We start from the raw sequence: 13,426 nt of genomic DNA, 5'->3' as shown, positions 1-13,426 counted from the left end.
GCCTTTATTGAGTACCCTAACAATGAAGCATTGAAGTGGACGCAATTACTTTTCCAGCGGTCTGGATAACTCGAGTACTCTAATCGAGCAAAATCTAAGATGGTTCAGTTGGATCGGCAGCATGTCATAGAAGAATTGGAGTTCGTTTAAACTAACTCGATGAAGAGTATAAACATGCTGGAAAGCTCAGATTGTTAATCCACCAACGCTATGATAAGCGTATAGACCTAGTCATAAGCCAGAAAAGAGTATGGGATTTCCAAATTACAATATGCGGAATGAAACCCTAATGGCAAATACCCCGCAGCAAAGCATTGGCTTGCAAGAGGGGCAGATAGGATATAGGTGATATCAAAACTGTGACTACACTCGTAGAAACTTATTTGCCGTACGTGCGCTGGTGAAGTTTCAGACGATAAGATGGAATTTAAGGAGCGCTGGCTCTGGCTGGTTGCCTCTCATACAAAAAGCCTCTCCTTTGGTGGTGGTTGTATCATGCCACCATTCTTAGGAGAGGCTTATTTAACAATTGTATTAAAATTTGCCGTAGAACGCATTCCGGTAAATGTCGGCAAGTTCTTTGACAAGCGGCATGCGGGGATTGGCTGTTGTGCATTGGTCCTCGAAGGCGCGGTCGGCCAGATAATCGACTTTTGATTCGAAATCGGATGGGGCGAAGCCGAGATCCTGGAATTTCTCAGGAATGCCAAGGGATTGGTTCAGCTTGCGGATAGCCATAATCAAGCTGTTCACTCCCTCTTCCGTGGTGCGGGCGTCCATTCCCAGTATTCTGGCGATTTCTGCATATCGTTCATCGGCGATGAAATAGTTATATTTCGGAAATGATGCGAATTTTGACGGCTTCTGGGCATTATACCGGATAACATGCGGCAACAGAATCGCGTTCGTCCGTCCGTGCGCCGTATGATATTCACCGCCCCACTTATGCGCTAAGCTGTGGTTGATGCCAAGGAAGGCGTTGGCGAAAGCCATGCCTGCAATCGTTGACGCATTATGCATTTTCTCACGGGCAAGCGGGTCCGCCGTATGGAAGGATTTCTCCAGGTACTGGAATACCAGCTTGATGGCATGCAGTGCCAATCCATCGGTATAGTCACTGGCCATGACGGAAACATACGCTTCAATGGCATGCGTCAGCACATCCATTCCTGTATCTGCGACCGCCGCTTTTGGCAGGGAATACACAAGCTCCGGATCAATGATCGCCACGTCTGGCGTCAGTTCGTAATCCGCAAGCGGATATTTAGTATGTCCGTCTTTTTTATCTGTGATTACCGCAAATGAAGTTACCTCCGAGCCTGTTCCTGAGGTTGTCGGGATCGCAACGAATTGGGCTTTGACACCTAATCGCGGATATTTGTAGACCCGTTTACGGATGTCCAGAAACTTCTGTTTTAGCGAATGGAAGCTGGTATCCGGGTATTCGTAAAAGAGCCACATCGCCTTCGCCGCGTCCATAGGCGAGCCGCCTCCCAGTGCTATGATGCAGTCGGGCTGGAAGTTTTCCATCATGCGGGTTCCGCGTTCAACCGTCTCTACAGACGGATCGGGCTCAACATCGGCGAAAATTTCAACAGACACAGGCTCAGCGCGTTTTCTCAAGTAATATTCGATTTTTTCCACGTATCCGAGCTTAACCATCATGGCGTCAGTAACAATAAGCACCTTGGAGATGTTAGGCATTTTCTCAAGATACTGTGTGGACCCTTTTTCAAAGTAGATCCTAGGCGGAATTTTGAACCACTGCATATTTACCCTCCGGTAGGCGACACGTTTGATATTGATCAGGTTCACTGCAGTTACATTGGAGGTGGTTGAGTTTTTGCCGTAGGATCCGCAGCCTAAGGTGAGTGACGGTAGATTGGTGTTGTAAATATCGCCGATAGCCCCCTGTGTTGAAGGAGAATTGACAATCACACGTCCGGTCTGTAATCTTTCCGCGAAGGCCTCAATCACTTTATTGTCCTTAGAGTGAATGACAGAAGAGTGTCCCAGACCGCCAAAAGTGACGATTTCCGCTGCACGATCAATGCCTTGTTCGGCAGAGGTTACCTTATAACAGGCCAGAACCGGGCTCAGTTTCTCAGCGGACAGCGGGAAGTCCGTTCCCACGCCCTCCAATTCGGCGACTAGAATTTTCGTATTCACATGTACCTGAAGACCGGCCATCTCGGCAATTTTGTAAGCGGGCTGACCGACAATAGCGCCATTGACCGCACATTTCTCCCCGGTGATTACCAAACCCGAGACAGCCTCTGTTTCCGTTTTATCTAAAAAATAGCAGCCGTTGTCTGTCAACAATTTGCGAACCTGATCATACACTGGTTCCTCAATGATGACTGCTTGCTCGGAAGCACAGATCATCCCGTTATCGAATGTTTTGGAGAGAATAAGATCGGTGACCGCTTGTCTGAGGTCGGCTGTTTTTTCAATAAAACAAGGTACATTTCCGGGTCCGACGCCAAGCGCCGGCTTGCCTGTACTATAGGCGGCCTTCACCATGGCGGAGCCGCCCGTGGCCAGGACCAGAGCTACATCCGGATGGTTCATAAGCAGCTGTGTCGCTTCAAGCGACGGATTCTCGACCCACTGTACACAGTGAGGCGGCGCTCCTTCTGCTACTGCTGCCTCCAGCAGCGTTTTTGCCGATTCGCTGCTGCATTTCTGCGCGGACGGATGAAAAGCAAAAATGATGGGGTTTCGCGTCTTCGTGGCGATCAGCGTTTTAAAGATTGTCGTTGAGGTCGGATTCGTAACAGGCGTTACACCGGCTATAATGCCAACCGGTTCGGCTACCCGCTGGAAATTTTCATAAAGATTTTCTTCAATAATCCCGACGGTTTTGTTATTTTTGATGCTGTTATAAATGTATTCTGAGGCAAAAAGGTTTTTCGTGATTTTATCTTCGTATACGCCGCGCCCGGTTTCTTCAACTGCCATCTTGGCGAGCAGCATATGCTTGTCCAGTCCTGCGAGTGCCATGGCTTGCACAATGCGGTCAATCTGCTCTTGATTCATGGACAGGTAGGCTTCTTGCGAAGCCTTGGCACGTGTAACCAGACGGTTGACCTCATCTTGTGCGGTAAGCTTCTTATCTGTGATGCTCTCGTTGCCTCCTGCTTGGCTTTCTGTAACAGCCATCATTTTCCCTCCCTGACGTTCTACTCGATTTTAACAAGTACAGTTTTACCTGCATTCGTGTTATTATCCCCGTTCCCAGCCTCTACCGTTTAGACCCGTGTGAAAAGTGGCGATATCCCCCACACTATCCATTGATGTACCTTCTTTATATTTGCCAAGATGGATCATACTAAGCACAGTCCATAACCATGACAATGGAATAAAGGAGGAAGCATCACGATGCAGGCATGGGAAGGTTTTAAATCAGGAAATTGGCAGGAAGAAATCGATGTCCGCCAGTTCATCCAGCTCAACTACGAACCCTATGAAGGAGATGCGTCTTTTCTGGCGGTTACAACGGAAGCCACGCAACAGCTCTGGGAGCAGTTCATGGAGCTCGCCAAGCAAGAACGCGATCAAGGCGGAGTCCTGGATATGGATACAGAGGTGGTTTCCAGCATTATTTCGCATGAACCCGGCTATTTGAATAAGGAGCTTGAGGTAATTGTAGGTCTTCAAACAGACAAACCATTCAAGCGGGCTCTTCAGCCTTACGGCGGAATCCGAATGGCCAAAAATGCTTGTGAATCCTACGGTTATGAGCTGGACCCGGAAATCGAGCATATTTTCTCCACTTACCGGAAAACTCACAATCAAGGCGTATTTGACGGTTATTCGCCTGCCATGAGTCTCGCCAGAAAAGCCGGCATCATTACAGGGCTTCCGGATGCGTATGGCCGGGGACGAATTATCGGCGATTACCGGCGGGTAGCCTTATATGGCACAGATTTTCTGGCTAAAAGCAAAAAAACCGAGCTCTCCTTCTTCGACGAACGCACGATGACTGAAGATGTAATTCGGGCACGTGAAGAAATTGCTGAGCAGCTTCGCGCCCTTTCGGAGCTGAAGCAGATGGCGGCCAGCTATGGATTCGATATTACCAAGCCCGCGGAGACCGCGCAGGAAGCCTTTCAATGGCTGTACTTCGGATATCTTGCCGCAATCAAGGAGCAGAACGGGGCTGCTATGAGTCTTGGCCGCACCTCCACCTTTCTGGATATCTATATAGCGCGTGATCTAAAGAAGGAGAGGTTAACGGAGCAAAAGGCACAGGAGCTCGTCGATCATTTTGTCATGAAGCTGCGCATGGTGAAATTCGCAAGGACACCGGAATATAACTCGCTGTTCAGCGGCGATCCGACATGGGTGACTGAGTCGCTCGGCGGTATTGGTCTGGACGGTCGCCCGTTAGTTACAAAGACTACCTTTCGATTCCTGCATTCGCTTGAGACGCTTGGTCCATCGCCGGAACCGAATTTGACCATACTCTGGTCTACCCGGCTCCCGCAGAAGTTCAAGGAATATTGTGCACGCATGACGATTCAGACCAGCTCTCTTCAATATGAGAATGATGATTTAATGCGGACTTATTTTGGTGATGATTACGGGATTGCCTGTTGTGTGTCCGCCATGCGGATCGGGAAGCAAATGCAGTATTTCGGCGCCCGGGCGAATCTGGCCAAAGCCCTGCTGTATGCGATTAACGGCGGTATGGATGAGCAGATGAAGGTGCAGATTACTCCGCCGATGCGGCCGATTCTGTCGGACAAGCTGGACTTTGACGAAGTGATGGCCGCTTTCGACCATATGATGGAATGGCTGGCGGAACTCTATATTAATACCTTGAATGTTATTCACTACATGCACGATAAATACTGTTATGAACGCATCGAGATGGCGCTTCACGATCAGGAAACGATGCGGACCATGGCAACCGGGATTGCAGGACTATCCGTCGTAACCGATTCGCTCAGTGCCATTAAATATGCGGACGTTCGGCCAGTTCGGGATGAGAACGGTCTTGCTGTCGACTATGTCGTTGAGGGGGAATATCCTGCATACGGCAATAACGATAATCGTGCCGATGAGATCGCGATTGACCTTGTCAAACGGTTTTATCGCAAGTTGAAGAAACACTCCACGTACAGGCAGGCCAAAACCACGATGTCTGTACTGACGATTACCTCCAATGTCGTATATGGGAAGTTGACCGGGAATACCCCGGATGGTAGAAAGAAGGGCGAGCCATTCGCCCCGGGAGCGAATCCGATGCACGGCAGAGATAAAAAAGGTGCGATTGCTTCATTGACCTCCGTAGCAAAGCTTCCATATGAGTACGCCTTGGATGGCATATCGAATACGTTCTCGATTATTCCCGGCGCTCTTGGGAAGAACGAACAGGATCGAATCCATAATCTGACCGCGCTGCTCGACGGGTATACAGCCAAGGATGGCCATCATCTCAATATTAATGTGTTTGACACCAAAACCTTGCTTGATGCGATGGAGCATCCAGAGGAGTATCCGCAGCTCACGATACGAGTGTCAGGTTATGCGGTTAATTTCATTAAACTGACGAGAGAGCAGCAGCTTGATGTCATTAACAGAACCTTTCACGAAAAAATCTAACGGGGGAAGCGCTATGGAGCAGCACCAAGGTCGCATTCATTCCATTGAAACATCTGGTATGGTAGATGGTCCGGGTATCCGGTTCGTTGTTTTTATGCAGGGATGCTTACTGCGCTGCCAATATTGCCATAACCCTGATACCTGGGCCATTGGGAAGGGCCAACTTGTAACCGTTCAGGAATTGGTGGAAGAAATTCGTGGATATCTCCCTTTCCTGCAGTTTTCCGGGGGCGGAGTAACGGTCAGTGGCGGAGAGCCTCTTTTGCAGTCGGATTTTCTTCTTACGCTGTTCCAAGCTTTAAAACAAGAACTCGGTATTCACACTGCAATCGATTCTTCAGGCGGTTGCTTTAGCCGGCGCGGCCATTTCTTTGAGACGCTGCAGCAGTTGATGCAGGATACCGACCTCGTTCTGCTTGATTTGAAGCAAATCGATCCGCAAAAGCATCTCGACCTAACCGGTAAGCCCAACGATCATATTCTCGACTTTGCCCGTTTTCTCTCGGAAGTTAATATTCCGGTCTGGATCAGGCATGTTCTTGTTCCCGGCCTCTCTGATGATGAAGCGGATCTTCGGAAGCTGGCCGACTTTATCAAGACCTTGCGCAATGTAGAGCGTGTTGAGATCCTGCCCTATCATGAAATGGGAAAGTTCAAGTATGAACAGCTTGGTATGAAATACCCTCTTGCCCATATCAAGCCACCAGATGAAGAGACCATTCGAATGGCAAAAGAGATATTAGGCGCACATTAACACCGCTTCTCTGTCAGCATTCCAACCGCGGCGAATTGATTTACTGATCCATACTTCGGTTCTATATGGAGTGTCAGTGAAGACACCTTTAGGGGTGTCTTTTTTATGTTACGTATGCGATGCGGTTAGAGAACTGGTTAGTATCAGGCTTATTTGTAACTTTGAGATTGAATACGAGGGATTTTTGATGACTTGGGTATGGTACCTCATTCTATAGAAGTGCTAATCCTTCAATAAATATTACTCAATAACATTGATAATTCGTTCAACGTTATTTGAAATCTCATGGAGTTAACTAAACCTGATTTACATTCAATAAACTGAGATTTTCCATCCATAGTGGTTTACAGAGTGACTGAGCGGTATGCTGGGAAAAATTTTTGGATTAGCAGGAATATGTCCTAGAATGTGGAATCTATATAAAAATTGGACTTAACGGTCACAGCCCATGCATTTTAAGTATAAATTATAAATAACATGAAGTTTTGGATATAGATGGTCACATATATTAATCAACAGTATATGTTTTTTCCTTTTTATTTATAATGCCTATGTTAAATAAGCAATATTTCAAATTGGCGGTCTATTAATAATTGTTGATATTGAGAGTCGCTGGTGCAAGTGAAGATTTAAAAGAGGTTCGAGAGATAGAATTGACTAAGCTGTTCTCGAAGGCATGAAGGTGGAGGAAATGAAAAAACTAAAACAAAAAATCAGTATAATAAAAGTGTTTGAGGCTATCTTCATAATATTAAGTTGTTTAGGAATATTCTTTAGTTTATATGGAAAAGTTTATTTTGAATTAAACGAAAATCAAATCATGTATTTATATTCAACTGGGGCACAAGTTATTGCAGGATTATTTGGACTTACCTTAGCAGGGTACATCTTTTTTAACGATAGATTAGAAAAAGAAGTGCTAGCTGATGATTCTTTATACGATGCCGTTGAAACCTTGAAAAAAGGATATTATAGAGCCATTATAAAAATGGGTGTAGTGTGTGTATGTGCTGTGGCTTTATGTATGTTAAATATAGCATGGAATTCTTTTCTACAAACGTACGAGGAAATGCATATATTTCTATTGAATCAAACAGTACTGTTTATTTTGATTGAAATATTATATATAGTTGATTTTGTAATTAAGGTAGCAGACCCAAACAAAATATTAAAATTAAGTAATGCTCGAAAGTCTGAAATTGAAGATAATGATGAAGTTGCTGGGGATCTTTCTGAATTTTTGAAGTATTATAATAATATGCAAGATTTGATTATCTCAACAGCCGATTATCTAATTAATAAACCGACCTTACAATTTACACAAAAAAATTATAAAGAGTACAAACCTCAAATCCTCCAATCATTAAATATTCTTCAATCTAAAGATATTTTAAATAAATCCCTAATAAATAGAATCAACGAAATTAGAAAATATAGAAACTATACGGTGCATAGTTCGGAACCAACGGTAACAATTTCAAAATGTCAACAAGCAAACCAATTATATGTGGAAATTAAGGCCCAAATTGATAATTATTTTGATAAACTCAATAAGCAAATCGTTGAAGGCTAGTTTTTCATCGATTAGCTTCATTCTTTTAAAAAGGTCTCCGCTTTCGAAGATAGCGAGTCTCGGTATCGCTAATAGTGTCACTTGCGTATATCAAAACTGTAACTACACTCGTAAAAACTTATATGCCGTAATCTTTGGATAGTTATTCAACTCCTCTCGGCTTCATATGGAGTATCAGCAAAGGACACCCCTCAGGGTGTCTTTTTACTGCAACAACTCTGCCACAAGCTTCAATAGCTTTTCCTCGCTCAGGGTTTTGTCGCCGTAACTGGTAACCGTAAAGTATGCATCATACTTTTCGTTATACCAGGTCAGGTAGTTGTGCTGTTTATCCGACCCTACTCCCAAAGTATTGACGATGACGTCTGTTCCGGCTACAGAAATTTTGTTCGCCTGCTCCTCCGCTCCCTGCCATACCCTCATGTCTCCGCCGTGCATCATGTGAGCGGAAATCCCCAGGAACCCGCCGTCTTTCGCATACGAGGCACTGACCGAGATCGGACTTGTCCACGGCACAGATTTCATGAACAATTGCTGCCCTCCGGTCGCTTGTTCCGCTTGAGTACGCAGCTCATTGAGCGTTTCCAGGTATAGTTCCTGCTGCATCATAGGCGAATAATATGGAAAGTCGGGTTCAACGGTACCATTTTGAAAAGAGTATCCCTCCGGCGCTTCCGGCAGCATAGGTGCTCCGGTTCGGCGAATCTCTGCAGAGAAATCCGTATAGGCGGTTAGGCGCTGTTCCTTATGCACAAATTTCAACGCTTCCGCTGCTTCTTTTGCCGCATCCTCTTTAACATAGTAACCAATCAATTCACCCGGTTTAGCAAAAGCGAGTGCTTTGGCCTCCATCTGCTGCCTAAGCTTGTTATTCACCAAATGGCCCGATTGTTGCACTGGCTCCGGCTCCATGTACTGCACCTTCACCTCGCCTCTGCTGTTACGGATCTGAATATATTCCGCAGCAGCATATGCTGTCACGGAGAGTAGCAGGAATACCGTAAGTAGACTGAACACTGCTGTAGGTTTGCGCAGCCTTCCCTTCCACGCAGCAGGGCGGGTGCGCACCAGCCCCAGCCCCTCTACCCGTTCCATCACTTGTGCTTCTACATCAATCACCTCAAGCGGATTTCGACCGGCAGAGGCTTTAATTATATCTTGGTATTCATGGCTGATTGCGGTTCGTCCCACAGCTTCTCCTCCTCCGATTCCATGACCTGCTTCACCTTCTGCTTGATGCGGTTCATTCTTTTGTTCAGCGCATTGGGGCTGATCTTCAGGATCTCACTCATTTCCGCATAACTCTTCTCCTCGAATACCCGCAAAATCAAGAGATTACGTTCCTCCAGCGATAACTTGGCCAAGGCCGCTGCCAAAGAGGGTTTGTACAGCCGGTCATCCAGCTCTTGTTCGGGGCTCTCCACAACCGTCTCCGGCCGAAAAATCTGCATCACCTGACGGTGCAGCCTGCGCCTGCGCAGCAGATTCAGGCAATGATTATAGGCAATCCGATACAGCCAAGCGGAGAACTGTACAGTAGGCTTGTACTGATGAATCGCCTGATACGCCTTCACCAGTATTTCCTGGACCGCGTCCTCAGCATCCTGCCTGTTCCCTAGCAGACGACAGCAATAGCCGTAGATGGGCTGCTGAAAAGCTCTGACAATGAGAGCATACTGTCCGCTATTCCCGCTCTGGATCCTGAAGATCAACTGCTCCAATTCTCTGGAGTCCATCACATCATCCGACGTTGTTAACACCTCCTCAAGCTGTATATCTCTATAACACCCGGCCATCTGAAAAAGTGCCATAACCTCTAAATAAAATGCAACAAACATACAAATTAATGTAAGAAAACGAAATATAGTGGTTAAGGTATTGTTTTGCTTATAAGATGAATTTTGAAAGGAGGCGCATCATTGGATATTATTTTTGAAGCTGACCCGGGAATGGATCGGAGTATCACGAAAGTAATAACTCATCCTACTGAAAAAGAGCATTGGGTAAATATTAAAGAAGCCATTAATAATACTGAGAAGAAGATTGTTGTCATTAACGCCAAAAATAATCGCAATGTCCAAATTGCATTGAGTTCCATTACTGTAATTGAATCCAAAGATCGAATGTGTAGCGTTCGTGTAATTACGGGAGAAGTGTATCTTCTCAATATCCGTTTGAAGTTTGTGGAAGATACTCTTAATAGTCCTCGTTTTGTGAAAATTAATAATCAAACCGTTATCAACACAAGCTACATAAAAGAATTCTCATCAACAGATAATGCAAGAATAGAAGTGATATTAACTAATGGTTCTGGTCTGTTAACTATCTTTTTTAAGGATCAACTCATTGATATGTTGTTTCTATGGCGTATTGCAGGTATCGCTGTTATTTCCGCCGGGATCTTTGGGGTGATGTATAATGCGCTATGGAATCATTTTACTTTGAAACCGATCTGGAATATTCTCATTGCTTCAACCTTCAGTATACTGGGTGGGATGGGCATGATATGGTTGTTCTCAAAAGATATGTTTCACGTTATAACTCCTTGGCTGCCCGGAATGTTGCTGTTGTCAGTTGTACTTCATGTCATCGCATTTTATTTTTATGCTGGAATAAGTAGTAGAAAAAAAGCTGAAGAGCTGAACAAAATTTTGAAATAAGCCTTGAGAATGCTTTACCTCAAGCTTCAGCCCCTTCACCCCTTCACCGCAGAGCTTGCCACGCCCTCGATAATATATTTCTGTCCGATCAGGAAGACGATAATCATCGGAATAATCCCGGCGGTGGCGGCGGCCATCATTCCGTTGTAGTCAACGTTGTTCTCCAGAATGAAGTTTTGGAGACCCAGCGGCACAGTGAATAGATCATGATCGATTAGGAAGACAAGCGCATTCTCATAATCATTCCAGTGCCAGGAGAAGTCAATGATGGCCAGTGTAGCGATTGAGGGCTTGGCCATGGGCAGAATAATCCGGGAGAAGATCCGGAAATGGCCAGCTCCGTCGATGAACGCTGCTTCAGAGATCTCATAAGGCACAGACAAGAAAAACTGCCGCATCATAAACACCCCGAAGATAGTGAACATCCCTGGCAGAATAAGTGCCCAATGGGTGTTGTAGATCCCCGCCCATTCGAACATGATGAATTTGGGCACGAACAAAACCTGGGGCGGGACCATCATCATCGACAGATATACCATGAACATGGTATCCCGCCCTTTGAACTGAATTCTTGCAAAACCGTAGGCAGCGAGCGAGGATAGCGTGACTGCCCCGAGGGTGCTAATCAATGCGACTTTCAGGGAATTTAGATAGTACAATACAAAACTGTTGTCTCCCGTCCATACCTTCACATGATGGCTCCAATTGAAATGAACGGGAATCCACTGAATCGGATACTGGAATACTTCGGCCGGTGTCTTGAACGAGGTGCTAATCATCCAGAGGAACGGAACGATCATCACGATGCTCAGGAACAGCATCACAATCGTGACAAGGCTCTTATTGAATACAGCTTTATTCATGGTCGCCCCTCCTTTAGTAGTGAACCCAGCGGTTTTGTCCCAGCCATTGGACGACGGTGAAGATCATGATGATAACGAACAGCGCCCAAGACACGGCTGACGCATAGCCCATTTCGTAATAGCGGAAGGCATTCTGGTAAATAAAGAGGGACAATACGGTAGTGCTATTCCCCGGTCCGCCCTGCGTAATCGCTTGAATAATCCCGAACTGCTTAATGGACATAATGAGTCCGGTAATCAGCAGCAGGAACGTCGTTGGACTGACTAGCGGCCAAAGGATGCTGCGGACGGTCTGCAAAGTACGGGCGCCGTCAATTTTGGCCGCTTCCAGCAATTCTCCCGATACTTCCTGCAGCGCAGCCAGGTAGATGATCATATTGTAACCTAGCATGAACCAGATCCAGATGATATCGATAGCGTACATGGAGGATTCCATAGTAGACAGCCATCCCGGCGGATGGGCTATGCCTATTGTTCTGAGAATGCCGTTAATGGGGCCGTTATTAGGCTGGAACAGCAGCATCCAGACAAAGGCAACGGCCACTCCGCTTGTAATGTAGGGCATGAAATACAGTGCACGCAGCAGCTTTTTTAAATACACGGAACGGTTGAGAACAACAGCTACAATGAAGGCCAATCCAATGGATACAGGTACTGATAACAGGAACATCAGGGTATTCTTGATGGCAATATAGAATACATCGTCGCCCAGCATCCGCTTGATGTTGGCCAGGCCGACAAACTTTGTGTTTGGATTCATAAATTTGTAGTCTGTAAACATGAGATAAAAAGAATAGATGGCAGGTATGATAAAAAATAGAAGCACGCCAATCATATTTGGCCCGATAAACAGATAGCCCAGATGCTGCTGACGTTTCATCCAAGATATTTTCACATCATTCCACTCCTCTTCGGTCGGTTGCTGTACTTATCAAGCATAGCAAGCTGAATGTAAGCGGTTAAGGAACAAAACCCCCGACTTCATGCTACAAAAATATACATTTAGCCCAGGCGGTTATGTAGTGAATTCGTAGTTCTGTTCTATCCATCTGTCTGTCCGCACACCAAAACAGCGGCCTTCCTGATACGGAAGGCCGCTGTCTGTAGATCCGGGCAAATCTGGGTCAAAGAGATACGGGTTCGGGTTCCCCCCGTTGGCTCTGCCTGAACTGGCTTGGAGTCTGCAAAGTTAAGCGTTTGAATATTTTGATAAAATAATTGTCGTTGACGAATCCCACCCGGTTGCCAATCTCATATACAGGCAGGTCGGAATGGCACAGATACTGGATCGCCTGATTTACGCGCACCAGATGCAGGTAATGGATCAGGGTCTGGCCGGTCTTTTTTTTGAACAAGGTGCTTACATAGTTCTCACCCATCATGACGTACACGGACATCGACTTCACAGTGATATCCTCAGGGTAGTGGGCATGAATGTATTGGAGGATTTTCTGGATTTCCGGATGGGAGGTCACCTCTTCATGCAGAAGCGGCAGCAGCTCTTTGGGGTTCCGCTTATCTCTTCCGGAGGTTACCTGCACTGCAGCGGATGGAATACCACGGTTATCCTTGTCTTTCAACAGTTCATTGCTAATTTTGGACAACGTCTCCCGCAGGGAATTCACGCTCATGGACAGCTTCAGAATATAGTTCGAAGCCCCGTATTCCATGGCCTGCCGGACATATTCGAAATCACCCATGCACGTAAGCATCACGAAGCGGGAGGTATAGCCCTCTTCCCGGGTTTTTCTGAGCAACTCGACACCGTCCATTTCAGGCATGATAATATCCGTGATTACCAGGTCAGGCACATCTTGACGGATCATATCCAGAGCTTCGGCACCATTCCCCGCTTCCCCGCTAACGGTGAAACCTAGCTCCTCCCAGGCGATGATCTCCCGCACAGACTCCCGAACAAAGACTTCATCTTCAACCAGCAATACTTTCCACATGAATGATAACCTCC

10 protein-coding genes are annotated in these 13,426 nt (G+C 46.1%); 4 read left to right on the top strand and 6 right to left on the bottom strand.

Translation table 11 applies throughout. The annotated features are described in order from the left end of the window. Positions 1-534: 534 nt before the first annotated feature. The gene (gene adhE / locus ACTJKB_RS22540; RefSeq protein WP_440836603.1) at positions 535-3,162 is read right to left on the bottom strand and encodes a bifunctional acetaldehyde-CoA/alcohol dehydrogenase; all 2,628 of its coding nucleotides are present in this window, start codon (positions 3,160-3,162) and stop codon (positions 535-537) included. 219 nt (positions 3,163-3,381) lie between these two features. On the opposite strand from adhE, the gene pflB reads away from it, so the two are divergent. The 3 genes from pflB (at position 3,382) to ACTJKB_RS22525 (ending at position 7,937) form a co-directional block, all read left to right on the top strand. After that, positions 3,382-5,610 carry a formate C-acetyltransferase gene (gene pflB, locus ACTJKB_RS22535; RefSeq protein WP_440836602.1) on the top strand — a complete coding sequence of 743 codons (2,229 nt, stop codon included), beginning with the start codon at positions 3,382-3,384 and terminating at the stop codon, positions 5,608-5,610. Between the two features lie 13 nt (positions 5,611-5,623). After that, complete coding sequence (gene pflA / locus ACTJKB_RS22530; RefSeq protein WP_440836601.1) at positions 5,624-6,364, top strand: pyruvate formate-lyase-activating protein; 741 nt, start codon at positions 5,624-5,626, stop codon at positions 6,362-6,364. A gap of 691 nt (positions 6,365-7,055) precedes the next feature. Beyond that, a complete protein-coding gene (locus tag ACTJKB_RS22525; protein WP_440836600.1) occupies positions 7,056-7,937 on the top strand; it encodes a hypothetical protein in 882 nt (293 codons plus the stop codon). Between the two features lie 204 nt (positions 7,938-8,141). Here the strand turns inward: ACTJKB_RS22525 and ACTJKB_RS22520 are convergent, their stop codons facing one another. Both ACTJKB_RS22520 and ACTJKB_RS22515 read right to left on the bottom strand, forming a co-directional pair. After that, the gene (locus ACTJKB_RS22520) at positions 8,142-9,128 is read right to left on the bottom strand and encodes a hypothetical protein (protein ID WP_440836599.1); all 987 of its coding nucleotides are present in this window, start codon (positions 9,126-9,128) and stop codon (positions 8,142-8,144) included. Beyond that, complete coding sequence (locus tag ACTJKB_RS22515; protein WP_440836598.1) at positions 9,089-9,673, bottom strand: RNA polymerase sigma factor; 585 nt, start codon at positions 9,671-9,673, stop codon at positions 9,089-9,091. Before ACTJKB_RS22515 ends, ACTJKB_RS22520 begins: the two co-directional genes overlap by 40 nt. A 183-nt stretch (positions 9,674-9,856) precedes the next feature. On the opposite strand from ACTJKB_RS22515, the gene ACTJKB_RS22510 reads away from it, so the two are divergent. After that, a complete protein-coding gene (locus ACTJKB_RS22510) occupies positions 9,857-10,597 on the top strand; it encodes a LytTR family DNA-binding domain-containing protein (RefSeq protein ID WP_440836597.1) in 741 nt (246 codons plus the stop codon). A gap of 35 nt (positions 10,598-10,632) precedes the next feature. Here ACTJKB_RS22510 and ACTJKB_RS22505 read toward each other — a convergent pair whose 3' ends face one another. From ACTJKB_RS22505 to ACTJKB_RS22495, 3 genes are all read right to left on the bottom strand, one after another. Continuing rightward, positions 10,633-11,460, bottom strand: coding sequence for a carbohydrate ABC transporter permease (locus tag ACTJKB_RS22505; protein ID WP_440836596.1), 828 nt, complete (start codon positions 11,458-11,460; stop codon positions 10,633-10,635). A 13-nt stretch (positions 11,461-11,473) separates the two neighbouring features. Then, entirely contained in the window at positions 11,474-12,355 is an 882-nt protein-coding gene (locus tag ACTJKB_RS22500) for a carbohydrate ABC transporter permease (RefSeq protein ID WP_440836595.1), read from the bottom strand. 229 nt (positions 12,356-12,584) lie between these two features. Then, positions 12,585-13,412, bottom strand: a complete 828-nt coding sequence (locus ACTJKB_RS22495) for a response regulator (protein ID WP_440836594.1) — start codon at positions 13,410-13,412, stop codon at positions 12,585-12,587. Positions 13,413-13,426 lie beyond the last annotated feature (14 nt).

Source organism: Paenibacillus sp. 22594 (assembly GCF_052044425.1).
Classification (GTDB): Bacteria; Bacillota; Bacilli; order Paenibacillales; family Paenibacillaceae; genus Paenibacillus_AQ.
Note: the sequence above shows the minus strand (reverse complement) of the source record. Positions and strands in the feature narration are given on the sequence as shown.